The sequence below is a fragment of the Streptomyces sp. NPDC040410 genome, from assembly GCF_055595715.1.
In genome coordinates this window covers 242,854-267,208 of sequence record NZ_JBVIVK010000007.1, presented here as the reverse complement: position 1 = coordinate 267,208, position 24,355 = coordinate 242,854, and the positions used below count along the sequence as shown (strand labels likewise).

At 71.6% G+C, this 24,355-nt stretch carries 21 protein-coding genes and 7 pseudogenes; 12 read left to right on the top strand and 16 right to left on the bottom strand.

What is annotated here, in order from left to right; all coding sequences use genetic code 11:
* Nucleotides 1–9: 9 nt before the first annotated feature.
* From ACZ562_RS17585 to kbpA, 3 genes are all read right to left on the bottom strand, one after another.
* Nucleotides 10–564, bottom strand: a complete 555-nt coding sequence (locus ACZ562_RS17585) for a hypothetical protein (protein WP_471179479.1) — start codon at nt 562–564, stop codon at nt 10–12.
* An 86-nt stretch (nt 565–650) separates the two neighbouring features.
* A complete protein-coding gene (gene afsK, locus ACZ562_RS17580) occupies nt 651–3,023 on the bottom strand; it encodes a protein serine/threonine kinase AfsK (protein ID WP_471179476.1) in 2,373 nt (790 codons plus the stop codon).
* A 188-nt stretch (nt 3,024–3,211) separates the two neighbouring features.
* Nucleotides 3,212–3,943, bottom strand: coding sequence for an AfsK-binding protein KbpA (gene kbpA / locus ACZ562_RS17575; protein ID WP_471179473.1), 732 nt, complete (start codon nt 3,941–3,943; stop codon nt 3,212–3,214).
* A gap of 134 nt (nt 3,944–4,077) precedes the next feature.
* Between kbpA and ACZ562_RS17570 the strand changes: the two genes are divergently transcribed.
* The gene (locus ACZ562_RS17570; RefSeq protein ID WP_471179637.1) at nt 4,078–4,713 is read left to right on the top strand and encodes a TetR family transcriptional regulator; all 636 of its coding nucleotides are present in this window, start codon (nt 4,078–4,080) and stop codon (nt 4,711–4,713) included.
* 85 nt (nt 4,714–4,798) lie between these two features.
* Here ACZ562_RS17570 and ACZ562_RS17565 read toward each other — a convergent pair whose 3' ends face one another.
* Nucleotides 4,799–5,251, bottom strand: a complete 453-nt coding sequence (locus ACZ562_RS17565; protein WP_471179470.1) for an Lrp/AsnC family transcriptional regulator — start codon at nt 5,249–5,251, stop codon at nt 4,799–4,801.
* An 82-nt stretch (nt 5,252–5,333) separates the two neighbouring features.
* Between ACZ562_RS17565 and ACZ562_RS17560 the strand changes: the two genes are divergently transcribed.
* A complete protein-coding gene (locus tag ACZ562_RS17560; RefSeq protein WP_471179464.1) occupies nt 5,334–5,957 on the top strand; it encodes a LysE family translocator in 624 nt (207 codons plus the stop codon).
* 3 nt (nt 5,958–5,960) lie between these two features.
* Here the strand turns inward: ACZ562_RS17560 and ACZ562_RS17555 are convergent, their stop codons facing one another.
* A complete protein-coding gene (locus ACZ562_RS17555) occupies nt 5,961–6,452 on the bottom strand; it encodes a nitroreductase family deazaflavin-dependent oxidoreductase (RefSeq protein ID WP_471179461.1) in 492 nt (163 codons plus the stop codon).
* 1 nt (nt 6,453) lies between these two features.
* Nucleotides 6,454–7,637, bottom strand: a pseudogene (locus ACZ562_RS17550) (acyl-CoA dehydrogenase family protein); the annotation flags it as partial.
* 130 nt (nt 7,638–7,767) lie between these two features.
* Here ACZ562_RS17550 and ACZ562_RS17545 point away from each other — a divergent pair.
* Nucleotides 7,768–8,757: an acetyl-CoA acetyltransferase gene (locus ACZ562_RS17545; protein WP_471179459.1), complete on the top strand. Its 990-nt coding sequence runs from the start codon at nt 7,768–7,770 to the stop codon at nt 8,755–8,757.
* Nucleotides 8,730–9,395 (top strand): pyridoxine/pyridoxamine 5'-phosphate oxidase, encoded by a 666-nt coding sequence (locus ACZ562_RS17540; protein ID WP_471179456.1) that lies wholly within the window; start codon nt 8,730–8,732, stop codon nt 9,393–9,395. The genes ACZ562_RS17545 and ACZ562_RS17540 overlap by 28 nt, the downstream gene beginning before the upstream one ends.
* 25 nt (nt 9,396–9,420) lie before the next feature.
* Here ACZ562_RS17540 and ACZ562_RS17535 read toward each other — a convergent pair whose 3' ends face one another.
* The 3 genes from ACZ562_RS17535 to ACZ562_RS17525 are packed head-to-tail and all read right to left on the bottom strand — an operon-like array spanning nt 9,421 to nt 10,891.
* The gene (locus ACZ562_RS17535) at nt 9,421–10,023 is read right to left on the bottom strand and encodes a GNAT family N-acetyltransferase (protein WP_471179453.1); all 603 of its coding nucleotides are present in this window, start codon (nt 10,021–10,023) and stop codon (nt 9,421–9,423) included.
* Nucleotides 10,023–10,442: a Zn-ribbon domain-containing OB-fold protein gene (locus tag ACZ562_RS17530; protein WP_471179635.1), complete on the bottom strand. Its 420-nt coding sequence runs from the start codon at nt 10,440–10,442 to the stop codon at nt 10,023–10,025. Before ACZ562_RS17530 ends, ACZ562_RS17535 begins: the two co-directional genes overlap by 1 nt.
* Nucleotides 10,442–10,891, bottom strand: coding sequence for a DoxX family protein (locus tag ACZ562_RS17525; RefSeq protein WP_471179451.1), 450 nt, complete (start codon nt 10,889–10,891; stop codon nt 10,442–10,444). The genes ACZ562_RS17530 and ACZ562_RS17525 overlap by 1 nt, the downstream gene beginning before the upstream one ends.
* 303 nt (nt 10,892–11,194) lie before the next feature.
* On the opposite strand from ACZ562_RS17525, the gene ACZ562_RS17520 reads away from it, so the two are divergent.
* The 3 genes and pseudogenes from ACZ562_RS17520 to ACZ562_RS17510 all read left to right on the top strand — a co-directional run.
* Nucleotides 11,195–12,460: a flavin-containing monooxygenase gene (locus ACZ562_RS17520; RefSeq protein ID WP_471179448.1), complete on the top strand. Its 1,266-nt coding sequence runs from the start codon at nt 11,195–11,197 to the stop codon at nt 12,458–12,460.
* Between the two features lie 21 nt (nt 12,461–12,481).
* Nucleotides 12,482–12,592: pseudogene (locus tag ACZ562_RS17515) on the top strand (FAD-dependent oxidoreductase); the annotation flags it as partial.
* A gap of 136 nt (nt 12,593–12,728) precedes the next feature.
* A pseudogene (locus tag ACZ562_RS17510) lies at nt 12,729–13,016 on the top strand (acetate--CoA ligase family protein); the annotation flags it as partial.
* 246 nt (nt 13,017–13,262) lie between these two features.
* On the opposite strand, the gene ACZ562_RS17505 reads toward ACZ562_RS17510, so the two are convergent.
* On the bottom strand, nt 13,263–14,576 hold the full coding sequence (locus ACZ562_RS17505; RefSeq protein WP_471179445.1) for an MFS transporter: 1,314 nt from the start codon (nt 14,574–14,576) through the stop codon (nt 13,263–13,265).
* 71 nt (nt 14,577–14,647) lie between these two features.
* Here ACZ562_RS17505 and ACZ562_RS17500 point away from each other — a divergent pair, with 71 nt between their 5' ends.
* Nucleotides 14,648–15,703 (top strand): GlxA family transcriptional regulator, encoded by a 1,056-nt coding sequence (locus tag ACZ562_RS17500; RefSeq protein ID WP_471179443.1) that lies wholly within the window; start codon nt 14,648–14,650, stop codon nt 15,701–15,703.
* Between the two features lie 86 nt (nt 15,704–15,789).
* On the opposite strand, the pseudogene ACZ562_RS17495 reads toward ACZ562_RS17500, so the two are convergent.
* Nucleotides 15,790–16,080, bottom strand: a pseudogene (locus ACZ562_RS17495) (SDR family NAD(P)-dependent oxidoreductase); the annotation flags it as partial.
* 84 nt (nt 16,081–16,164) lie between these two features.
* On the opposite strand from ACZ562_RS17495, the pseudogene ACZ562_RS17490 reads away from it, so the two are divergent.
* Nucleotides 16,165–17,096: pseudogene (locus ACZ562_RS17490) on the top strand (cyclase family protein).
* A 382-nt stretch (nt 17,097–17,478) separates the two neighbouring features.
* On the opposite strand, the gene ACZ562_RS17485 reads toward ACZ562_RS17490, so the two are convergent.
* Both ACZ562_RS17485 and ACZ562_RS17480 read right to left on the bottom strand, forming a co-directional pair.
* Entirely contained in the window at nt 17,479–17,940 is a 462-nt protein-coding gene (locus ACZ562_RS17485; RefSeq protein ID WP_471179440.1) for an ATP-binding protein, read from the bottom strand.
* A gap of 509 nt (nt 17,941–18,449) precedes the next feature.
* Entirely contained in the window at nt 18,450–19,124 is a 675-nt protein-coding gene (locus ACZ562_RS17480) for an acyl-CoA dehydrogenase family protein (RefSeq protein WP_471179633.1), read from the bottom strand.
* A gap of 273 nt (nt 19,125–19,397) precedes the next feature.
* On the opposite strand from ACZ562_RS17480, the gene ACZ562_RS17475 reads away from it, so the two are divergent.
* Both ACZ562_RS17475 and ACZ562_RS17470 read left to right on the top strand, forming a co-directional pair.
* Nucleotides 19,398–19,586, top strand: coding sequence for a hypothetical protein (locus ACZ562_RS17475; protein WP_471179437.1), 189 nt, complete (start codon nt 19,398–19,400; stop codon nt 19,584–19,586).
* A 210-nt stretch (nt 19,587–19,796) separates the two neighbouring features.
* Nucleotides 19,797–21,149, top strand: coding sequence for a WD40 repeat domain-containing protein (locus tag ACZ562_RS17470; protein WP_471179435.1), 1,353 nt, complete (start codon nt 19,797–19,799; stop codon nt 21,147–21,149).
* 205 nt (nt 21,150–21,354) lie between these two features.
* On the opposite strand, the pseudogene ACZ562_RS17465 reads toward ACZ562_RS17470, so the two are convergent.
* Nucleotides 21,355–22,060 (bottom strand): annotated as a pseudogene (locus tag ACZ562_RS17465) (amidohydrolase family protein); the annotation flags it as partial.
* On the opposite strand from ACZ562_RS17465, the pseudogene ACZ562_RS17460 reads away from it, so the two are divergent.
* Nucleotides 22,058–23,048, top strand: a pseudogene (locus ACZ562_RS17460) (class I adenylate-forming enzyme family protein); the annotation flags it as partial. The pseudogenes ACZ562_RS17465 and ACZ562_RS17460 sit on opposite strands and share 3 nt — an antisense overlap.
* On the opposite strand, the gene ACZ562_RS17455 reads toward ACZ562_RS17460, so the two are convergent.
* Nucleotides 23,027–23,539, bottom strand: coding sequence for an EF-hand domain-containing protein (locus tag ACZ562_RS17455; protein WP_471179432.1), 513 nt, complete (start codon nt 23,537–23,539; stop codon nt 23,027–23,029). The pseudogene ACZ562_RS17460 and the gene ACZ562_RS17455 sit on opposite strands and share 22 nt — an antisense overlap.
* A 145-nt stretch (nt 23,540–23,684) precedes the next feature.
* On the bottom strand, nt 23,685–24,065 hold the full coding sequence (locus ACZ562_RS17450) for an STAS domain-containing protein (protein ID WP_471179630.1): 381 nt from the start codon (nt 24,063–24,065) through the stop codon (nt 23,685–23,687).
* Nucleotides 24,066–24,355: the final 290 nt, after the last annotated feature.

Sequence of the window (24,355 nt, the reverse complement as noted above, 5' to 3'; positions counted from 1 at the left end):
GCGCGGTCCTCAACTCACCGGTGGGGCGTACGGGTCGACCTGGCAGTGGTCGATGCGGGCGAGGAGGCCGGCGTCGTCCACGTCCACCGTCACCCTGGTCGAGTTGTCCGCCGACACGTACGCCTCCATGCTCCGCCGGACGACCGTGTCGGCCTGTTCGTCCACGAAGGTGACGTCGAAGGCGAAAGTGCCGCCGGTGCCGTTCGGGTTGGTGACCGTGACCGTCGCGTACGGGGCCTTCTCGGTCGCGCAGGTGATCAGCCGCACCTCGGCGTCCTGCGGCGACGCCGTCGACGTGTCGCCGGACCCGCCGCCACTGCCGTAGGAGTCGTCGTCGTAGCCGTCGTGGTCGTCGTAATCGTGGTGGCTGCCCGATCCCGACGTACCGCCGCCGGACGTCGTCGACGAGCTGTCGTGGTCCTGGCCTGAGCTGCTGCAGCCGCCCCCTCCGTCGCTGCTTCCGTGGCCGTGGCCGTGACCGCGCCCTGTCGAGAAACCGGTCAGCGTGAGGACCACCAGTGCCGTGACCGCTGTGAACTTGAGCCTGCGCCCCCGTAGATGCATCCCCCAAGCCTAGGGATCACCTGTCACGATCATGTCACCGTGCTTCGATCACCGTGTGGAGATCACCGGACGGCGAGGAGGGTCTCCTAGGCCGTCCTGGCCGTTCCGGTCCCCTTCTCCGCGTCCAGGGCGTACACGCAGCGGTCCTTGCTGCACGCGTACACGACGCCGTCCTCGACCACCGGGGATCCGGTGATCTCACCGCCGGTCGCGAGCTTCCATCTCAGGCGCCCGTCGTCGGCCTTCAGCGTGTACAGCAGGTGGTCCGTGGAGCCGAAGTGGATGCGGCCCTCGGCCACGACGGGGGTGCCCACGACGTCACCGCCCGCCTGGAACCGCCACTTGGGCGTGCCGGTGACGGCGTCCAGGGTGTAGAGGCCCTTGCCGCTGCCCACGTGCACATGTCCCGCCGCCACCAGGACGGGCTCCGTCGACGCCCGGGACTCGGTCGCGATGCGCCAGCGGTCGCGGCCGTCGGCGGCATCCAGGGCGTACACGGTGCCGAGGTAGTCGGCGAGGTAGACGCCCCCGCCGGTCACCGCGGGGCCCGGCACGAACGCCGGCGGGCACAGGAAGACCGCCGGCGCCTCGAAGTGCCAGCGGACGTGACCGCTCGCCACGTCGACGGCCAGGACCCGGGTGCCGGCGGACACGTACACGTATCCGTCCGGCGCGGGCCTCACCCGCACCGGCACGCCGCCGCAGGAGGCCGCGTCGCCGATCGGGTACGACCAGCGCTCGTCGCCGGTCCGGGCGTCCAGGGCGCGCAGCCGGGCGTCCTGCCAGACGTACACCGTGCCGTCGTGGAGGGCGGGTCCGGCCTCCGGGGACTCGAAGTCGGTCTGGGCGCCGGTGATCTCCCACAGTTTCTGGCCGTTGGAGGCCTCCCAGGCCTGTACGCCCCCGCCGCGGGTGCCGGTGACGACCGTTCCGCGGTCGGCCGTCAGCGAGTACACCCAGGCATCCGTGGACAGCCGCCACAGGTCGCCGCCCTCGCGGGCCTCCAGGGCGAAGAGCGTGGGGCCGTCGGAGGCGTGGATACGGCCGTCCGCGACCGCCATCGACCAGGCCACGTCCCGCGTCTTGAAGCGGCGCCGGCCGGTGGCCACGTCCAGTGCGTGGACCTCGAAGGAGGTGACGTAGACGAGGTCGCCGGCGACCGACGGGGTGCCCCACACGTCGTTCGACATGCGGAACCGCCACGGGCGCCAGCCGGCCGCGGTCTCCGGCGGGGCCGCGGCAGGCGCCGGCACGACGGGGTCGGCGCCGTTGACCCCGGGGCGCGGCTTGGACCAGGAGGCGGCCAGGCCGGCCTCCGGCGGGGGCGCCTTGACGGCGGCCGCGCGGGCGTCGGCGACGCGCGGACCGGGCCCGATGGGCACCTTGGCGCCGGCCAGCCGCACGGGGCCGGTGTCGGGGGCGCCCACGGGCAGGGGCGGGGCGGTCACGGCGGCCGGGACGACGGGGTCGTGCGGGGGCGGGGGCGGGGGCGGCAGGGGCGCGACCCGGCCACCGCCTCCGCCGCCGCTGCGGGCGCTCTGCGGCGCGGGCTTGGCCGCCGGACGGCCGCCGCGGCGCGACTCGATCAGGCCCACCGCGCGCTCGGGCAGCCACGCCGACGCCGTACCGCTGTCGTCGGAGCCGGAGCCGAAGAGGTGGGGGGCCAGCTGGGCCTGGAGGTCGGCCGGGTTGGGGCGGGCCGTGGCCTCCATCTGCATACAGGATTCGATGAGCGGGCGGAGCTCGTCCGGCAGGCCCTGCAGGTCGGGGCCCTCGCGCAGCAGCATGAACACGGTCTCGACGGGGTTCGCCCCGTGGAAGGGGGCGTGTCCGGTGGCGGCGAAGACCAGCATGGAGCCGAGCGAGAACACGTCGCTCGCACCCGTCACGCTCCGCGAGTCCTTGGCCTGTTCGGGGGACATGTAGGCGGGCGTACCGACGGCGACGTTCGTCATGGTCAAACGCGTGTTCGAGACACCGGACGCGATACCGAAGTCGATGACCCGCGGCCCGTCCTCGACCACCAGGACGTTCGAGGGCTTGAGGTCACGGTGGACGAGCCCCGCGCCGTGGATCGACTGCAGGGCCTCGGCCACACCCGCGGCCAGCCAGCGCACCGCCTGGGCCGGCATCGGCCCGCACTCGTTCACTATCTCCTCGAGGGAAGGCGCGGGAACGTACGCCGTGGCCAGCCATGGCACGGCCGCGCGGGGGTCGGCGTCGACCACGGCCGCCGTGTAGAAGCCGGAGACCGCCCGGGCCGCCTCCACCTCACGGGTGAAGCGGACGCGGAAGAGCTGGTCCTCGGCCAGCTCCGTCCGGACCGTCTTGATCGCCACGCGCCGGCCGGACGCCGAGCGCGCGAGATAGACCAGCCCCATGCCGCCGGCGCCCAGCCGTCCCAGCACCTCGAACGGCCCGATCCGCCGCGGATCGTGCTGCGTCAGCTGATCCACCACTTGCCTGCCACCTCCCCGTACGAGCCGCGTCATCCAGATATGTACGCGACCCCGTGCAGCGTCTCACCACCGCCCGTGGTGGTGGCACGCACCCCGATTCTTCCTGTCCGGGGCACTGGTTGCGAACCCGGGGAAATATCGGGGTGTCTCTTTACATCTGCGCACATCTACGGACATAAAATGCCCGCTCAGCGCTCCAGCACCGCGAATGAAGCGCCTTGATTGTCCGAGACCACGGCCACTTTTCCGTACGAGGTGTCGAAGGGCGGTACCTGAACCCGTCCGCCGAGCCGGTTCACCGTCGCGAGTACGGCCTCGCAGTCGTCGGCCCCGAAATGGACGAGGAAGTGCGGCGGCATCTCGGCCGCGAAGACGTCGGAGACGGGCGCGCGGCCGAAGTCGGGCTCGGCGTCGGGCCCGAACAGGGCGTCGTGGAAGAGCTCGCCGTAGAAGGTGTTGGCGGCCTCGGTGTCCCGGGCGTAGAGCTCGGCCCAGGCGAAGGTGCCCGGCTCGTGCCGCCTGCCGAATCCCGGGTGGTGGTCCGGCTGCCAGAGGGCGAAGACGGCGCCCTCGGGGTCGGTGGCCAGCGCGGCCGTGCCCAGGTCGCCGACCGGTGTAGGGGCCACGACGATCTGGCCGCCGGCGGCCCAGATCCGGTCGGCCAGCCCCTCGGCGTCCGGCGTCGCGAAGTACACCGTCCAGACGGTGGGCATACGGCCGTCCGCCTTGTGCGCGAGCGCGGCGACGGGCTCGCCGTCCTTCAGCGCCCACACGGTGGGCCCGGACGCCGCCGGCTGGTCCTCGAAGGTCCACCCGAAGAGATCACCGTAGAACCGCCTGCCCGCCGCCAGGTCGGGAAGCTGGGCGTCGATCCAGCACGGGACGCCCTCTCCGTATGCGGATGCCCTGTTTTCGGCCATGCCGCCAACGTAACGGTGTCCCACGCACCCCGCAGACCAGGCGCACCACCCTTTCCTCACCCGTGCACCCCATTTGCAGTCGGCCGAATCGCGCTCCGATCACCCCTCGGTAAGCTGACGGCATGACAGGACAAGTGCGTACCGTCGACGGCCGCGTGGCCGGCCGGCGTGGGCAGGCGACCCGGCAGAAGCTGCTCGACTGCCTCAGCGAGATGCTCAGCTCCTCCCCGTACCGGGACGTCAAAGTCATCGATGTCGCCCGGAAGGCGGGCACTTCGCCCGCCACCTTCTACCAGTACTTCCCGGACGTCGAAGGCGCCGTCCTGGAGATCGCCGAGCAAATGGCCACCGAGGGCGCCGGATTGACCGAGCTCCTCGAGGGCAGGTCGTGGGTCGGCAAGGCCGGCTGGCAGACCGCCCAGGAACTCGTCGACGGATTCCTGGAGTTCTGGCGCAGGAACGACGCGATCCTCAGGGTCGTCGACCTCGGCGCGGCCGAAGGTGACAAGCGGTTCTACAAGATCCGCATGAAGATCCTGAACTCCGTGAACAACTCCCTCGCGGACTCGGTCGCCGAACTCCAGTCCAAGGGCAGGGTCGACAAGGACGTGAACCCCGCGGCGGTCGCGGGTTCGCTGGTCGCCATGCTCGCAGCCGTGGCCTCGCACCAGAAGGGCTTCCAGACATGGGGCGTCAAACAGGCTGAACTCAAGCCGAATCTGGCGCTGTTGGTGCACCTGGGCGTGACCGGCAAGAAGCCGACGAAGTAGGCGGCCGAACCGGTCACACCCTTTCCCAGGTCCAAGTCCTGTCAGGCAGGCGGCTGTTCACCGAGGTGAGCGGCCGCCTGCTGCGCTATCCGGGCAGCGGGCGGTCCTTGACCACGTGCTTCATCACCAGTGTGGAGGTCAGCCGCTGCACGCCCGGCAGCGTGGCGAGGCGTTCGTCGTACAGCCGCTGGTAGGCGGTGAGGTCGGCGGCGACGACCCGCAGCAGGTAGTCCGGCTCCCCGAACAGCCGCTGCGCCTCCAGCACCTCCTCCACCTCGGCAAGCGCCCGCTCGAACTCCGCGACCGTGTCCCGGTCCTCCTGCCGCATCGAGACGAAGACCAGCGCCTCGAAGTTCAGCCCGACGGCGGCCGGGTCGACGACCGCCCGGTAGCCGCGGACGGCACCCGAACGCTCCAGCTCACGCAGCCGCCGGTGACACGGCGAGACGCTGAGCCGCACCCGCGCGGCCAGCTCGGTCACGGTCAGCCGCCCGTCCTGCTGCAGCTCGGAAAGAATCTTCCGGTCCATGTCATCCATGAGGCAGATCTTCCCCCGAGAACCGCGATCATGAGCAAATTTGAGGAACACTTTCGGGCTATCCGCGCCTAATGTCCCCATCATGGACTCGGGAACCCTCATCTCCTTCCTCGCCGTGGACCTGCTGCTGGTCTGCGTGCCGGGCGCCGACTGGGCGTACGCGATCTCGGCCGGCCTGCGCGACCGCTCGGCGGTCACGGCGGTGGCGGGCCTGGTCGCCGGATACGCGCTGCACACCGTGCTGGCGGCGGCGGGCCTTGCGGTCCTGGTGGCGGGCTCACCGGGCCTGCTCACCGCGCTGACGGCGGCGGGGGCGGCGTATCTGGTGTGGCTGGGGTGGGGCGTGCTGCGCCGGCCGGACGCCCCGGGAGCGGCGGAAGCCGCCGACGAGACGACCCGCGCCCGCGTCTTCCTGCGCGGCGCCACGATCAGCGGCCTGAACCCCAAAGGCCTGCTGCTCTATCTCTCCGTCCTGCCGCAGTTCCTCGTCACCGGGGGCGGGCACCTGCCGGTGGCCGCGCAGACCGCCGTCCTCGGCGTGCTCCACATGGCGTGCTGCGCCGCCGTCTATCTGACGGTCGGGGGCACGGCCCGCGCGGTCCTCGGCGCCCGCCCGGCCGCCGCCCGCGCGGTCGCGCGCACGTCGGGGGCGGCGATGCTGGGAATCGGCGCGTTCCTGCTGGTGCAGCGGCTGGCGACGCTGTGAGGACTACGGCCCCTGCAGCTGTCGCCTCCGTACGATCCTGAAGACCCGTATCTCCCGCTCCACCCGGGCCTGGTACGTCGCGTACGGCGGCCAGAACCCCTGTAGCGCCTTCCAGGCCGCGGCCCGCTCCTCTCCTTCCAGCAGCCGGGCCGTGACGGCGATGTCCTCGCCCCTCCAGCTGACGGAGGCGTCGGGGCGGGCGAGGAGGTTGTGGGTCCAGGCGGGATGGCCGGTCCGTCCGAAGTTGGAGCCGACGAGAATCCAGCTCCGCCCGCCCTCCTCGGGCATGCAGGCAAGCGGCGTACGCCGTTCGAGGCCGCTGCGCGCACCGGTCGAGATCAGCACGACCCCGGGCAGCAGCTGCGCGCTGAGCAGCACTCTGCCGCGCGTGAGCCGGTGGACGGCCCGGTCGAGCGCGGGGATCACGTGCGGCGCCACCTTGGCGAAGCCGCGCGTCGACGACACCTTCTGCACCACACGCACACCGACAGCCACACACACGCACCTCCGTCGCCTCGAACAGGTGGGCCCGGTCGGCGGCGTGCCCGCGCAGCCGGTGGACCGGCCCGAACAGCAGCTCGTCGCCCGCGGCGCGCTTGAAGTACAGGTGGGCCTCGTGCTCCCAGGTGAACCCGATGCCGCCGTGCAGCTGGATGCCCTCGCCGGCGGCGTGGCGCAGCGCCTCCAAGGCCTGCGCGAGGGCGAGCCCGCCGGCCTGCTCGCCGTTCGCGGTGGCCCAGGCCGCGTAGTAGGCCGCCGAGCGTGCGGCCTGCACCTGCACGTACACGTCGGCCAGCCGGTGCTTGACGGCCTGGAAGGAGCCGACGGCCCGGCCGAACTGCTCATGCCGGACGTACTCCACGGTCCGCTCCAGCGCCCGGTCCGCGGCCCCGACGGCCTCGCAGGCGAGCAGGGCGGCGGCGCCGTCGCCGACCCGGGCGAGGCTGTCCAGAACCTCCGCCCCCTGGTCGTCGCCCAGCAACTCGGCTTCCACCTCGCGTAGTTGGAGGCGGGCCTGCGGTCGCGTCGGGTCCAGCCCGGTCTGCCGTGTCCGTACGAGCCCCTCCGCTTCCCCGGGAACGAGAAAGAGCAGGGTCCGCGACCGGGCGAAGCCTCCGGCGTGGGCGGCGACCACGAGCAGCCCCGCACTGTGGCCGCCGAGCACCTGGTCGACCTGCCCGTACAGCCGCCAGTCGTGGCCGGCGAGCCGGGCCTGCACCCGCCCGCCCGCCCTCCGCCGGCCCAGTCTCCGCCGTCGGCGCCGGTCAGCGCGAGGGCGGTGGCGAGGGCCGAGCCGGGTACGGCGAGGGCCGCTGTGAGTCCGCCGGAGGCGATGCGCGGCAGCAGCTCGGCCCGTTGGGCCGGTGTCCCCAGGGCGAGCAGCAGGAGGGCGGCGAGGCCGGCGGTGGCGAGCAGCGGTGACGGGGCGAGGAACCGCCCCGTCTCCTCCGCGGCCAGGGCGAGCTCGGTGACGGAGCAGCCGACACCGCCGTACGCCTCGGGAAGGGCGAGGCCGGGCAGCCCGAGCCGCCCGGCGAGGGCGTCCCACGGGGCGGGGTCGTGCCCGGCGGGGCTGTCGACGGCGGCCCGTATCTCCGCCGCTGTCCCGCAGCGCCTGCCGAGCAGCTCGCGGAGGGTGCGGCGGATCTCGTCCTGCTCGGCGGTGAAGCCGGCATCCATGGGCCCCCCTTACGGATCTGACGGGCCATCATATTAGGGCGGGGAGGACGGGATGCCCAGAGGTGCGGCACGGCACCCTGCCCCGGGCGCCCTGCCGCACCGGGGGGGAATCTGATGTGCCGTCAGATTCATGACTGCGGGATCACGGGCGGGTTCACCTGCGGGCTCGACGGGCCGAAGAGTCGCGGTCGTCGGCGTGGCCCTCGCCGACTGCGGCCGCGTGGACGACGCGACCCCCTACGCCCTGCACGCGCAGGCGGCCCGGCGGGCCCTGGCCGACTCCGGACCGGACCGGTCGACGGTCGACGGCTTCGCCTCGGCCGGCACCGGGACCCTCGCCCCGGTCGAGGTCGCCGAGTATCTGGGCCTGCGCCCCACCTGGGTCGACTCCACCTCCGTGGGCGGTTCCGCCTGGGAGGTCATGGCGGCCCACGCGGCGGACGCGATCGCCGCCGGACACGCGAACGCGGTCCTGCTCGTGTACGGCTCGACCGCCCGGGCGGACATCAAGGCGGGCCACCGCACGGGCAATCTCTCCTTCGGGGCCCGCGGCCCCCTGCAGTTCGAGGCTCCCTACGGCCACACGCTGATCGCCAAGTACGCCATGGCGTCCCGCCGTCACATGCTGGAACACGGCACGTCCATCGAGCAGTTGGCGCCGGTGGCGGTCCAGGCCCGCGCCAACGCGACGCTGAACCCGGAGGCGATGTTCCGCGAGCCGGTCGGCGTGGACGACGTCCTGTCCGGCCCGATCATCGCGGGCCCCTTCACCAAGCTCCACTGCTGCATACGCTCCGACGGCGGGGCGGCGGTCCTGCTGGCCGCCGAGGAGTACGTACGGGACTGCCGTACGGCCCCGGTGTGGATCCTCGGCACCGGCGAGTACGTCTCCCACGCCGCGATGTCCGAGTGGCCCGACTTCACCACGTCCCCGGCGGCGGTCAGCGGCCGGCTCGCCTTCGAACGGGCGCCTACGTCGGCTTCTCCTGGAAGAACCACGGCGAGATGGTGGTCGTCGGCATGCGGCCCGAACGCTGGGTGTCGTCCGGCCTCGGTACGGTGTGAGCCCGCGTCACGCAGGACAATCGGGGCATGGAATCAAAGCTTCACGAGCTGCTGAGATCGCTGCGGGTGTGGGACCCTGAGGTCACCGCACTGCCGCCGTTCGACCCGGGCACGGCACCCGCCGAACCCCTCCCCCTGTTCACCGCCTGGTTCGCCGAGGCGGTGGCGGCCGGGCGGGCCGAGCCGCACACCATGTCGCTGGGGACGACGGACGAGGAGGGCCGTGCGGACGTACGGATCGTGATGCTGCACGGCGCCGACGCGGACGGCTGGGCCTTCGCCACGCACGCGACCAGCCGCAAGGGCCTGCAGCTCGCGGCCCGCCCGTACGCGGCCCTCACCTTCTACTGGCCGGTCCAGGGCCGCCAGGTGCGCCTGCGCGGCCCGGTCACGGCCGCCCCGTCCGAGGAGGGTCAGGCGGACCTGCACGCCCGCTCCACCGGTGCCCTGGCCGCCGCGCTGACCGGCCGCCAGAGCGAAGTCCTGGGCTCGGTGGAGGAGTTGGCCCGGGCTTCGGAGACCGCCTGGGAGCGCGCCCAGCGGGATCCGGACGCCCCTGTCCCCTCCTGGACGCTCTACCGTCTCCGGCCGGACGAGGTGGAGTTCTTCCAGGGCGACGAACGCCGCAGACACGTGCGGCTCAGCTACCGGAGAAAGGACGGGGGCTGGGAGACGGAGCTGTTGTGGCCCTGACGGAGCGGTACGGCCCGTCCCGGGGTCATGACCGCCCCGGGACGGGGTCCGTCGCCAGCCGGGCGTGCAGGTGCGCGTCGCGGTACGCGTCCCGCCGGCCCGCCTCCCACATCGCGCCTCGCAGCGTCCCCTCGTAACGGAAGCCGCAGCGCTCGGCCACGCGGCAGGAGGCGGCATGACCGAGGGCGTGGTCCAGCTCCAGGCGGTGCAGGCCGAGTTCCGCCAAGGCCCAGTGGGCGGCGAGCGCGAGGGCCCGGGTCGCGACACCTTTGCCGCGGGCCTCGGGGAGGACCCAGTAGCCGATCACGGCGCGGTCGAAGACGCGGCTGATGTCGTTGACGCCTATGTGCCCCACCGTCGTACCGCTCTCCGCGTCCGTGACGCGGAACGACGCGCTGGTGCCGTCCGCGTCGCGCTCCGCCTTGCCGCGCAAAGCGGCCCGCGCGCCGTCGGCGTCCGTGACCGCCTTCAGCGGCGTGTTCCAGCGCAGGAACTCCGGGTCGGTCGTTCCGCGCAGCCATGCCTCGACGTCGGCGTCCGAGCCGGCGTCCCAGCGGCGCAGGCGCAGGCCGTTGCCGTACAGGTCGGGGAAGGGGCGGACGGTGTGCGTTGCGTCGACGTGAGCCATCAGTCCATTGAAGCCGCTCCCCGCGACCGGCGGGGCCGGAACACCGGCACCCCGTCCCGGAAGACAACGCCCAGCTCCGTCCCGGCCCGCAGCTCCCCCTCGGTGGCCCCCACGACCTGCGTCATCATCCGCGGCCCCTCGGCGAGGTCGACGACGGCGGCGACGTAGGGTGTCCGCTCCCCGAAGGGCGGCAGGTCGTTGCGGTGGACGACGGACCATGTGTACAGGGTCGCCCGGCCGCTCGCGTCCTCCCACGTCACGTCCTCGCTCCAGCAGTGCGGGCAGAACTCCCGGGGGTAGTGGTGTGCCCGCCCGCACGCGGCGCACCGGCGCAGCAGCAGCCGTCCCTCGGCGGCCGCGTCCCAGTAGGGCCGGGTGAAGGCGTCGGGGTCGGGGAGGTCGTACCGCGCGCCGCCCATCAGAACAGCCCGAGCCCGCTGTCGAACGACCATGTCTGCCAGGACATCCCGAACAGGGCGACGGCGGAGATCAGCGCCATCATCGCGTTCTGCCCCTGCTCGGCCCAGTCGTGGATCATGAGCGTGAAGTACACGACGTTCAGGGCCAGTCCGCCGAGCAGGGCGAGCGGGGTGAGGAACCCCGCGACCAGCCCCAGTCCCACCGCGAGCTCCGCGCAGACGACGACGTACGCCATCGTGCGCGGCCGGGGCGCGACCACGACCTCGAACCCGGACCGTACGGCGTTCCAGCGGTGCTTCGCCGCCACGTCCGCCGCCCAGGCGATCCCGGTGCCGCGCTCGAACCAGCCCTTCTTGTCCTTGTGGCGCCAGCTCTCCAGCCACCACAGGCCGAGTCCCACGCGCAGTACGGCCAGCCACTGCGCTCCGGTGAGCCAGATCATGTCCATGAATCTGACGGTACGTCAGGTAACTGGTACGGGGAAGCCCGCGCACACCCCATCGGGGAGGCCGTCACGGGAGGTGAGAGAACCCGGTGCGCCCGCCGTGACAAGGACCACGACGCCGAGCCCTTTGCACCAGCCGGGCTCGGCGTCATGCCATTCAGCCCTGGCGCACGTACATCCCGTCACCACAACCAGGTGGCCTACGCCACGAATCCCACCCACTCCTCCTACAGCCGTGATCAATCCGCAACCAATTCCGGTCTTGACCGAGACCCATCAACCACCTGCGTGATTACGCTCGCGCTCATGGCCGACTCCATAGCCGACTCCAAAGCCGACTCCAAAGCCGACTCCACATCGCCCTCCCCCGCACCCGCGCACCAGGCGGACCGCCCCGTGTACGTCATCGGCGGCGGACCGGGCGGGCTCGCCACCGCGTACGCGTTGCGCGCCCGGGGGATACGAGCCGTCGTGCTGGAGAAGTCCGACCGCGTCGGGGCGTCCTGGCGGCGCCACTACGACCGGCTGCACCTGCACACCACCCGCCGCCTGTCGGCCCTGCCCGGCCTGCCGATGCCGCGCCGGTTCGGGCGGTGGGTGTCCCGGGACGACGTGGTCCGGTACCTGGAGAAGTACGCCGAGCACCACGATCTGGAGATCGTCACCGGCGTCGAGGTCTCCCGCGTCGAGCGCTCCCCCGACGGCACGGGCTGGCTGCTGCACGCCACGGGCGGCCGCGAACTGACCGGCGCCGCGGTCGTCGTCGCCACCGGCTACAACCACACCCCGCACCTCCCGGAGTGGCCCGGGCGCGACACCTACACCGGCGAACTCCTGCACGCCGGCGACTACCGCAACGCCAAGCCCTTCACCGGCCGCGACGTCCTCGTCGTCGGCGTCGGCAACACCGGCGCCGAGGTCGCCGTCGACCTGGTGGAGGGCGGCGCCTCGCGGGTGCGGCTGTCCGTACGGACGGCCCCGCACATCGTGCGCCGCTCGACCGCGGGCTGGACCGCCCAGCACACGGGCGTGCTCGTACGACGGCTTCCGGTCGGCGTCGTCGACCGGCTGGCCGGGCTGCTGGCGAGACTCAGCGTGCCCGACCTGTCGGCCCAGGGCCTGCCCCGCCCCGACACCGGCCTCTACAGCCGGGTCAAGGAGGGCGCGATCCCCGTGTGCGACGTCGGCCTGATCGACGCCGTGCGCAAGGGCCGGGTCGAGATCGTGGCCGCCGTCGACGGCTTCGAGGACGGCAAGGTCGTCCTCGCCGACGGCAACCGCGTCTCCCCGGACGCCGTGATCGCGGCCACCGGTTACGTCCGCGCCCTCGAAGGCCTCGTCGGCGGCCTCGACGTCCTCGACCCCCGCGGCAGACCGGTCGCCCACGGCCCCCGCGCCCCGAAGAGCGCGCCCGGCCTGTACTTCACCGGTTTCACAACCCCCATCAGCGGCACGTTCCGCGAGCTGGCGATCGACGCGGAGAAGATCGCGAAGGCCGTCGCCAAGGAGGGCGCGGGGAAGCTGCCCCGGATCCCGGGCCGAGACGGCCGGGCTCTCCGGGCTTCCGGCTGACACAGGAATCCTCAACTCACGGTCGGGGGCATCCACTGGGCAGGCACCGAGACCTCCACGGACCGCAACGGGTTCAGGGACGGGGCGGTCCGGTCGGGCGAGCGGGTGGCCGAGGAGGTTCTGGCGGCGCTCTGCCGTCGCCGCGCACCTCTCGTCCGCGGTTCCTCCGCCCGTTCTCTGCGTGCACGGCGGGTTCCTGACGGAAAGTCAGTCAAGTAATCTGACAATGCGTCAGTTATTTGGCTGTCACACAGGAGCGGGCGGACCGATGCTTGGATCAACCCACGGCACCCTCACCACCGACTCCCGCCGGGCCCGGGTCATCGCCTGCGGCGAGCAACCCGGGCCCGCCGTCCACGGCAGGCCCGCGGAGGTCGACGACCTCGACGTCAGCGGCCGGCCGCTGTATGCCGGCGTTCCCGATCTGGACCGCTTCTTCCGGCCGGAGTCCGTCGCCGTGGTCGGCGCCTCGGACGCCGAGGGGCGGCCCAACACCGGTATCACCCGTCAGCTGATCGCGGGCGCGTGGACGCACTGGGCACGGGCGACGAGGACGCGGCGCCCCTGCTCTTCCACAAGGGCCGCTTCCTCTAGTCCGGTCGTCGCATTCCCGTCGTCCGCCCCGGAGGGCGGGCCCCGCGGCGTCCGGTGCGTGCTCTCGGCGTGCCGTGCCCCGGCCCTCGTACCGGCTGTACGCGGGCCAGGGCACGGTGCGGCGAGTGGGGGCACCCCCCGCGCCCTCAAGGCAGGGGGAGCGTGCACGGCGTCGCGGGGCAGGCGGGAATTCGACGACAGTGCCTGCCTAGGCGACCGCGATCCCACCCGCGGTGGCGGCCGGCCGCCGCCGGATCACCAGCGCCATCAGCGCCGCCGCCGCGCACAGCGCCCCGGACGCGTACCAGACCATGTCGTACGAGCCGAACACGTCCCGCGCGACACCCCCGAGGAAGGCCACGAGCGCGGCGCCGACCTGGTGGGAGGCGAGGACCCAGCCGAAGACGATCGCGCTGTCCTCGCCGTAGTGCTCGCGGCACAGCGCCACGGTGGGCGGGACTGTGGCGACCCAGTCGAGGCCGTAGAAGACGATGAAGAACAGCATCGGCGGGTGCACGCTCGGCGCGAGCAGCATCGGCAGGAAGAGGAGTGAGATGCCGCGCAGGGCGTAGTAGACGGCGAGCAGGCGGCGCGCCTCGAAGCGGTCGGTGAACCAGCCGGAGGCCACCGTACCGGCCACGTCGAACACGCCGATGACCGCGAGCAGCGAGGCCGCCGCCGTGACGGGCATGCCGTGGTCGTGGGCGGCGGGCACGAAGTGGGTCTGGATCAGCCCGTTGGTGGAGGCGCCGCAGATCGCGAACGTGCCGGCCAGCAGCCAGAACGGGCCGGTGCGGGCGGCCTTGAACAGGACGGTGACGGCGCGCCGGGCGGCGCCCGGGACCGGTTCGGGCTTCGGCACGAACTCCTTCGCGCCGTACGGCTTCAGTCCCACGTCGGCCGGGTGGTCGCGCAGCAGCAGCCAGACGAAGGGGACGACCGCGAGAGCAGCGAGGGCCACCGTGACGGCCGCAGGGCGCCAGTCGTGCGTCTCCACCATCCAGGACAGCAGCGGCAGGAAGATCAGCTGGCCGGAGGCCGAGGCGGCGGTGAGGATGCCGGTGACCAGGCCGCGCCGCTCGGTGAACCAGCGGTTGGTGACCGTCGCGGCGAAGGCCAGCGCCATCGAGCCGCTGCCCAGGCCGACCAGCAGGCCCCAGCACAGCAGCAGCTGCCAGGCCGCCGTCATCCACACCGTCAGGCCCGAGCCGACCGCGATCACGGTCAGCGCGACCGCGACCACCCGCCGGATGCCGAAGCGGTCCATCAGCGCCGCCGCGAAGGGGGCGGTCAGCCCGTACAGCGCCAGGTTGATCGAGACCGCGGCGCCGATCGTGCCGCGCGACCAGCCGAACTCCTGGTGCAGCGGGTCGATGAGCAGTCCGGGCAGGGAACGGAAGGCGGCGGCGCCGATGATCGTCACGAAGGTGACGGCGGCGACGAACCAGGCGCGGTGGATGCGAAGCGTCTTTCGGGACGGGGATTCCTCGACGGCGGCTGCGGCTTCGGTTGTCTGGGGCACGCCATAGAGCTTCCGGTCCGGAACCCTTCCGAACGAGTGGCCCGAAGGACAGTATTCATTAGGATCGGGCCATGGAATCGGAATCCGAGCCGGCCACAGGCTTCCGCCCGCACCGCGTCGTCATCCTCGCGCTGGACGGACTGCTCCCCTTCGAGCTGGGCATCCCGCACCGTATCTTCGGGCGCCCCAGGAACGCCGAGGGACGGCATCTGTACGAGGTCGTCACCTGCTCGATCCGCCCGCCGGGCCCGGTCGAGACCGACGCCGACTTCTCCGTCATGGTCGAGCACGGCCCGGAAGTCCTGGCCACCGCGGACACCGTCGTCGTCCCGGCGTCGTACGAGCTCGGCCCGGTCTACGAGGAGGGCGCGCTCACCCCGGAGCTGGCCGCCGCGCTCGCCCACATCCGCCCCGGCACCCGGCTCACCGCCATCTGCACCGGCGGGTACGTCCTGGCCGCCGCCGGCTACCTCGACGGCCGCCCCGCGGCCACGCACTGGGCCGACGCCGAGCACTTCCAGCGGATCTTCCCGCGGATCAAGGTCGACGCGGACGTGCTGTTCATCGACGACGGCGACGTCCTGACCTCGGCGGGCGTCGCGGCCGGGATCGACCTGTGCCTGCACATCGTGCGCGGCGACCACGGCACGGCGGTCGCCAACGAGGTGGCCCGCCGCACCGTCGTACCGCCGCAGCGCGACGGCGGTCAGGCCCAGTACATCGACCGCCCCGTGCCCGACCCGCAGGCGTCCACCACGGCCTCGGCCCGCGCCTGGGCGCTGAGCCGCCTGCACGAACCGATCCAGCTGCGGGACATGGCCGAGCAGGAGGCCATGTCCGTACGCACCTTCACGCGCCGCTTCCGCGAGGAGGCCGGCGTCAGCCCGGGCCAGTGGCTCGCCCAGCAGCGGGTGGAGCGGGCCCGGCACCTGCTGGAGGCCAGCGACCTGTCCGTGGACCAGGTGGCCCGGGACGCCGGCTTCGGCACCGCCCAGTCGATGCGGCAGCACCTGCAGGCGGCGCTCGGGGTCACGCCGACCGCGTACCGCCGCACCTTCCGCACCGCAGCCGTCGGGCCGGGAACCGACGGGCCCGGGATCCATGGCGGTGTCGGCACCCTGCGCTGAGCCGGGGGCGCGGCGCGCCCCCGGCTCCTCGGCGCGTCAGAGCGTCAGCACCCCCGGGCCACCCGCCCCCCTCCGCGTCCTCCGTCGCCTTCTCGAAGTCCTCCACCGGGTAGGTCCGCGTCACCAGTTCGTCGAGGACCGCCCGCCATCGTCGACACGTCGTCGGCGACCGCGACCGCGTCCCCGCCCGCCGCCTCGATCTCCTTGACCACGGCGCCGGCGACCTCGCCGGTGGGTGATGCGCCGTTCACCGACACGCCGTAGTCGTTGACGACGACCCGCGCGCCCTCGGCCGCCGCGGCCAGTGCCACCGCACGGCCGATGCCCCGCCCGGCGCCCGTCACGGCGACGGCCTTGCCTGCCAAGAAGTTCCCCACGCCCGGCCCCTTCCCGAGGTTTCTGACGGACCGTTAGATTTTATGCCCCGTCAGACAGTCGGAGACAAGCCCCGGGGAGGACGGATGTCGCTGCCTGCGCTCCATCCCGCGTTCCACGACATCGCCGAGCGCGTCAGCAACTGGGGCCGCTGGGGGGACGACGACGAGACCGGCACCCTCAACCTGATCACCGACGAGGTGGTGCGGGAGGCCGCCGCGTGCGTCCGCAGCGGCCGCCGCGTCCCCCTCGCGCTGCCCCTGCGGCAGGACGGGGTGCAGACCGGGCTGATACCGGGGCGGATCAACCCCCTGCACGCCATGGTGCAGACCAACCAGGAGATCTTCGGCCCGGGAACGGTGGCGTGCAGCGACGACGCGGTGACCATGGGGCTGCAGGCCGCCACGCACTGGGACGCGCTCACCCACGTCTCGCACTCGGGCCGGCTCTACAACGGCCGCCCTGCGGACACCATCACCCCGCACGGCGGCGCCGAGTTCAGCGGCATCGACAAGGCGCGGCACGTCGTCTCGCGCGGGGTGCTGCTGGATGTGGCACGCGCGCGTGGCGTCGACCGGCTGGAGGGCGGGCACGCCGTCACCCCGGAGGACCTGGAGGCCGCCGAGGAACTCGCCGGTACGCGCGTGCGGGCGACATCGTGCTCGTACAGACCGGACAGATCCAGGTCTGCCTCGCCGGCGACAGGGCCGCGTACGGCTATCCGTCGCCCGGGCTCTCGATCCGCACCCCGGAGTGGTTCCACGCGCGGGATGTCGCGGCGGTCGCGAACGACACCCTCACCTGCGAGATATTTCCGCCCGAGATCGAGGACCTGTGGCTGCCCGTGCACGCGCTCGACCTCGTGGAGATGGGGATGCTCCAGGGCCAGAACTGGAATCTCGAAGAGTTGTCCACAGCCTGTGGAGAAGAGGGCCGGTACACGTTCCTGCTGTCGGCGATGCCCGAGCTCTTCGTCGGCGCGACGGGAACCCCGGTGGCACCCGTCGCCGTTCTGTGAGGAAGCGTCGGATGGCGGCGCGGCGCTGCCCGCCCCGAGCACGGCACCGCGCGCCGCCAACCGGCTCCGGCGTACCCGCCCGGGCTCCCCTGGCCCTAGGGGAGCCGACGCCGAATCACGACCCACACTCGCCGAGGGCTCCCGTCACCGAAACCCTCGCCGTCCCCTCGCGGCGAATCGCTGGACACAAGCGTGATCAAACGGACACGTCGCGTCAACACCCGTTCGGTGATTTATTACTTACGCCCTATTTGTTGCGGGCGCGCACGGATGCATGTCCCGGCGCACCGCCTCGCGTTCCAGGCGAGAATCGCCGGCCCGCTGCAACCATGCCCCAGCCGCGCCGCCGTACCGCGCACGGGGCTCGGCCCGCCGAGCCGGCTCACACCGCCTCGAACGCCAGCCCCTCGTAGGCGGAGGCGCCGCCCCCGCAGGCCGCGGGGGACTTGCCGGACTGTGCGCAGCGGTCGAGTTCGCACCAGATTCGTTTGCCAGCGCCTTCCTTGTTCCAGCCCCAGCGGTCGGCGAGACCGTCGACCAGGGCGAGGCCGCGGCCGCCGGTCTCCTCGCCGTCCGCACACCGGGGCACCGGGGCCCGGTCACTGGTGTCGGCCACCTCAAGGCGGACGGTGGCCGGCTGGGCCGCCCCACCGGGCAGGGACAATCGCAGTACGGCCGGACAGCCGGTGTGCACCACGGCGTTCGTGACGAGTTCGGAGACGAGCAGGATCAGGGTCTCGGCGAGCGGTTCGTCGACCCCTATCCCGGACCCTACGAGCCGGGAGAGGGCCCACCTCCGGGCTCGCCCCACCTCAGCGGGGTCGGGCCGGACTTCCAGCTGCACTTGAAGCACCTGCACCGCTCACACCATCCGAACCGGCGGACACATAGCCTCGCGCCTCACGAGGGCCACGATCGTGGCCTTTTTTTGCATGACCAGAACAACGGCCAGAGCCAGGGTCACAGAACGTGAATCCCTTACGAGACAGCATGGTTGACGTACAGTCACCCCAACAAGCGCTTCGGGCATATTCCAGCGCGAAGGAGTACCCGTGCGGCATACTGTGCGACGCTCGCTGCGGGGAGTCGAACAGGCGGGACCGAAAGGCCTTCCCGCCTTGCGAGCAACGGCGCGCACCGCCGGATCCGGAGTCGCCTCGGAGGCAACACCGGCATGGCTCGTGCTCGGAACCACTCGCATCCCACACAAGGTACCGGAGTGGGGCACTGACTCCAGGACGTGACGAGTCACGCCTAGGACACAAGCCGATATCAACGCTCCGTAATTCCGGTATGCCACAATCCGCGACATCCGTACCGGCCGTCTCCGCAACGCCGCAGACAGCCCCCCGTTCAGGCCAGCAGATCGGCAGCCAACAGATCCTCACTCTCCGTATTCCCACCGCCACGTTGGGCCCGGACCCACGCCCGCTTCAGATGCAGATGCACCTCGGACTCCCAGGTGAACCCCATTCCGCCGTGCACCTGGAGGCAGTCGCGGGCGCCGCGCACGGCGGCCTCGTCGGCGAGCAGCCGGGCCGCCGCCACGTCGGCCGGCTCGGCGGTGACGGCGGCCGCGTAGACCGCGGCCCGGGCCACCTCCGTCCGCACAAGCATCTGTGCGCACAGGTGCTTGACCGCCTGGAAGGCCCCGATCGGCTGCCCGAACTGCTCACGCGTCCGGGCGTGTTGCACCGCCAGATCGCAGGTCCGGCCGGCCGTGCCCAGCTGCTCGGCGGCGGTCAGGAGTACGGCGACGGGATCGACTGTCGCGGCCGTCGTCGCGGGAACCCTGTGCAGCGGGGTCAGCGGATCCACCGACCGCAGCGGCAGGGCGCCCTCGGCGTCCCCGCGCACGAGGTCCGCCTCCGCCAGCCACTCCACCAGGCCGCCGTCGTCGACGGCGGCCACGACCGTCTCCCCGGCGGCCGCGCCCGCCACCTCCCCCGCCGCGAGATGAGAGGCCGCCAGCGGCCCGGGCAGCAGTACCCGTCCCGCCTCCTCGAAGGCCAATACCGCCTCGGGCAGGCCGAGACCTTCTCTGAACTAAGCAGCTGGGCAGGGAGGAGTGGATGGCAGCGGCGTCTGCCTCAGCACGCGGTGATCACCTTGTAGCCCCCCAACTGCTCTCTGTAACATCGCAAGTCGGCTTGCATCCATGGCGCCGTTGGCGCCTCTGGGGCGGCGGCCTTAAGAAAAGTCCGCCGCGTGTGACCTTTCCCACCATGCATGCAGGTGCCTAACTGGACACACCGGACGGACCGGACCCCGCTCAGGAAGCGGATTAAGGCTGGCTGTTCGTTGAGTTTCACTGTGTTCAAGCACGCGCTGGTCGTGCTGAAGCTCCTCCCTGTCCTCCTTGTCGTCGCGCTCTCCGCGCCGGCCTGGTTGACCTGGCCCTTCTTGTCGGGGCAGCGCCAACAGGTCGTCCTCGACATGGTCAACGCCCTGGCCGACTGGACTCGGAGCACTAAGAACTCGCGCGGATAGGCGCGGGTTGGGGGAGCGATCGGTTCATGCCGTGGTCCTGCAGCCGTTACTCGTTGTGAGTGTTGCCGATGGTGGGGCTGGTCGCTTCTTGGCCCCTTGCGGGGCGCGGTGTGGTCCTGTCTGCGGTGCTGGGACGTTGGTGGTTGGGACGAGGTGTTGGTGGTGCGGTCTCCGTAGGTCGGTGTGGGTTGCTCGGGTATCGGGCTGGGGGTGCTGTCATGGGGGTGCGTAGAAGCACTCAATTTTGCTTCTGGTGTTTGCCGGGGGCGGGTTGGTGGGGTTGGGGCGGTTACCGTGCCGTTCATGTCTGACGATCTTCAAAGCGGTGGCCGGTACGGTGAGGGTGCAACGGTGGGCGGGCGGTTGACCGATCCGGGGTGGCTGGTGAGCGCCGACCCGGGGCAGGTCCTGGCGGCGCTGGATTGCGCGACGGGGCGGGAAGAGGTGCTGGCGGCAGCGGTGTACCGGGCGTCGGCGCACGTCCACCGGAACGCCCCGCCTGGGGTGCGGCGGCAGCTTCTGGCCCTGGACGCGGCCCGGTACGGCGACCGGGAACTGTCGGCGCGGATCACCGCCGTACCGGTGGAAGGCGCGACCGACACGCGGTGGGTGGTGGAATGGGCCACCGGCAACCAGCTTGCCGCACCCGCTCGGCAGCCCCTGACCGGCCACCCTGGCGGGCTGTGGTCGGTGGCGACGGTGGTCGAGGAGGGCCACCGCCCGCTCGCCGTCACCGTCGGTGCGGATGAGACGGTGCGGGTGTGGGACCTGACGACCGGCCATCAGATCGGCGAACCCCTGACCGGCCTGGAAGATGAGTGGGCCCTTGTGGTCGCAGCGAGGATGGTGAACGGTCGCCCCGTTGGTATCGCCGCTGGTCGGGATGAGGAAGTGCGGGTGTGGGACCTGGAAACCGGCCAGCCGGTCGGCGAACCCCTGGCTGGCCACAGTGACTCGGTGTTGGCGGTGGCGACGACGGTGGTGAAGGGCCGCCCCGTCGCTGTCACCTGCAGCATGGACGAAACGGCGATGATGTGGGACCTGACCACCGGCGGTCAGATCGGCGAACCTATGACCGGGCCCTACCGGGTGCGAGGGGTGGCGACGACAGTGGTGGACGGCTGCCCCGTCGCCGTCAGCGGCGGTGACGAAACTCTGTGGATTTGGGATATGGCCACTCAACGCCAGATCGGCGAACCCATGACCAGCCAAGTTGATCTCGTGTCGGTGGCGACCGAAATTGTGGACGGCCGCCCCCTCGCCGTCGTCGGCGACCGGAACGGGAATCTGCGGACATGGGACCTGACCAGCCGCTGTCAGATCGGCGAACCCATGACCAGCCACCCCGGCCCTGTCTGGCTCGTGGCGACGGGAGTCGTCAACGGCCGCCCCGTCGCGTTCGCAGCCGGCGAGGACGAGACACTGCGGGTATGGGACTTGACCAGTCGGCAGTTGCGGGAGGAGTTGGTGTTCCCTGATGAGGTGCACGCGGTGACCGTGGCAGCGGACGGACGACTGGTCGTCGGCTTCGGCCGGGACACCGCGGTCCTGGCGCCCCGTTGAGCCGAGCGGGCGCAGAGCGGAATTCACCGTGCCGCAGACGCAACGGGGCCTGGCGATGCGGGCGTTGGTCGGACCGTGCAGGCGAGGCTTGGTCCCGCTAGGAGCGTGTGTCAGAGCCCGCGCCGATAGGGGCGATGGGGATCCCCGGTGGCAGGGTCGGGCGCCGGTCTCGGTGATAACGGAGTTGCGACGCTGTGTGATCATTGAAGATCTGCCGGTAGTAGTACGTCGACGGCGGCTCGGGGACGGTGTCGCGGACGCCGCCCCAGGCTCGGTGCTCCTCCCACACGTCGTCGGCGCGCTCCAGGGCGTACGGGATCCAGCCCATCTGTCCTTCGGAGTAGGCGAGTTTGAGGCGCGGGAACTTCACCAGGACGCCGCTGAAGAGGAAGTCCGTCATCGAGGCCATCGCGTTGTTGAAGGAGAGCGAGGCCTGTACGGCGGGCGGCGCGTCCGGGGAGGCGGCCGGCATCTGCGAGCTGCTGCCGATGTGCATGCCTGACGACCGTGCCGGTCTCCTGGCAGACCGCGAAGAACGGGTCCCAGTAGCCGGAGTGGATGGAGGGCAGGCCGAGGCAGGCGGGGATCTCGGAGAACGTCACCGCCTTCACTCCGCGCGCGGCGTTGCGCCGGAGCTCCGCGACCGCGAGCTCGACGTCCCACAGCGGGATCAGGCACAGCGGGATGAGCCGCCCGCCGCTGCCCCCGCACCACTCCTCCACCATCCAGTCGTTGTAGGCCCGCACACAGGCCAGCGCGACCTCCTTGTCGTGCGCCTCGGCGAAGGTCTGTCCGCAGAAGCGCGGAAAGGTGGGAAAGCAGAGGGAGGCCTCGACATGGTTGAGGTCCATGTCCTTGAGCCGTTCGGCGGGGTCCCAGCATCCGCGACGCATCTCCTGCCGGGTGATCCCTCCGGCCCCAAGGGCGTGCTGCACACCGACCGTTCACTCGTCGCGGGCGGATCGTGCCTCGCCCACGCCCTGAGTCCCTCGGCCGCCGACGTCGGCTCGATCGCCTTCCCGTACGCCCATATCGGCGGCGCCGACTACACGGTGATGCTGCTGCTGTACGGATTCCCGGCGGTGCTCTTCGAGCAGTTCGCGCTGCCGGACGCGCTGGACGGATACCGCGGGCACGGGGTGACGATGGCGGGCGGATCCACGGCGTTCTACTCGATGTTCCTGGCGGAGCAGCGCAAACAGCCCGGACGGCCGGTCATTCCGACGCTACGGCTGCTCGCGGGCGGCGGGGCGCCCAGGCCTCCGGAGCTCCACCACGCCGTCGTACGGGAGATGGGGGTGCAGCTCACCCACGGGTACGGCATGACCGAGGTGCCGATGATCACGATGGGATCGCCGGACGACACGCAGGAGAACCTGGCCACGACGGAGGGGCGGCCGCCGGAGGGGATGGAGATACGGATCGTCGACGGGGAGGTGCGGCTGCGCGGTGAGGCCGTGTGCCGGGGCTACGTCGATCCCGCGCAGACCGCGGAGGCCTTCGACGAGGAGGGGTTCCTGCGCACCGGTGACCTCGGGCGTCTCACCGACAGCGGGCATCTGGTGCTGACCGGCCGGCTCAAGGACGTGATCATCCGCAAGGGCGAGAACGTCTCCGCGAAGGAGATCGAGGACCTGCTGCACGGACACCCCGCCGTCGGGGACGTGGCTGTCGCCGGACGCCGAACGCGGGGAGCGCGTCTGCGCGGTCATCGAACAGCCTCCGGGGGCCGGGGAGTTGACCCTGGACGCGGTGACGTCGTATCTGCGCGCGGAAGGGCTGTCGGTGCACAAGCTGCCGGAGCAGCTGGAGGTGGTGGACGCCCTCCCGCGCAACGAGACCTTGCGCAAGGTGCTCAAGTACAAGCTGCGCGAACGCTATTCGGGGACCGTGAAGTAGCGGGCGAAGGCCGACACGATCTCCGCCTCCCCGACCTTGCCGTCCGCGTCGGTGTCGAGCGCGGCGGCGGCCGCCTGCGCGGCCTCCTCGGGCGCACCGAGGGCCCTGAGCGCCCGTACGGTGTCCTCGACGGTGGCCCGGCCGTCCCCGTCCGTGTCCGCGACCGCGAGGGCCGCGTGCAGGAAGGGGCGGGCGATCTCGGCGAACCGGTCCGGGTTGTCGCGCAGGCGCTTGACCGCGCCGTTCACGAACTCGTCCCGGGTGATGCGCTGGTCGCCGTCCCGGTCCGCGATGCCCGCCATGCCCTGCCAGAACGCCTCCGCTCCGACATACAGGGCCTGCCCCTTGTCGGAGCGGGCCGCCGTGCCGAACTCCGCGAGCAGCGCCTTGGCCGCCACGCTGAAGTCCGCACGGTCGATGTAGCCGTTGCCGTCCTGGTCGAAGGTGGCGAACCGGCCGGCGATCCTGCGCTCGTACTCGCTGCTGACCATGTCTTTTCGGGCCGCCTTACGTCACGTGGAGGTGTATCTGGCACGGAGCGTACGACGCCGGCGGCCGTCCTGGAGCAGGAAACCGACGCTTGTGCCAAGACCGGGGGAATTTTGCGACAACGATGTGGCAGAGCCCGGCACCCGCTCACGCCGACAACGGTCCCGCCTCCTCGTCGACGGCCTCGTCGAGGCCGGTGTACACGTCGAACAGCCGGCGGACGCCCAGGGCTCCGAGGACCCGGTTGACGTGCGAGCCGTCGACCGCCCCCTGGGTGGGGAGGATCAGACGCAGCCGGCCCTGGCAGGAGCGGATGAGGCGGCGGGCGGCTATCAGGACGCCGACGCCGCTGGAGTCGCAGAAGAAGACCTCGGAAAGGTCGAGGACGAGGCTGTGGCGGCCGTCGGCCACCGCGTCGTGCACCCGCTGACGCAGCGCCGGCGACGTCACCAGGTCCAGCTCGCCCGACACGTGGAGCACGGCCCACTGGCCCCGCTCGCCGTCGGTCACATTGAACGCCACCACCAGGCCCTTCCTCGCCGGAAACGGAAGCAGTCCCTACGCTTCCTTGCAGCGCGGCTGCCCACCGGCCGTTCCCTGAAACGCCGCCAGGAAAACAGAAACCGATCAAAAAGGGCTTGTTCCAGTCACCTTCGATCCTGTTCGATCTGGTCTGCTCATAAGTGGAAGGGGTGGGTGCCGGGATTCGAAGGTCCACTACCACCCGCGGCCCTTCCGGGGGCGCACATTGGCATAAAGGGGCGTGCGCTGTGAGAGCTGCCGACTACATTCGAGATGACGGTGGGCGCAGGCTTGAC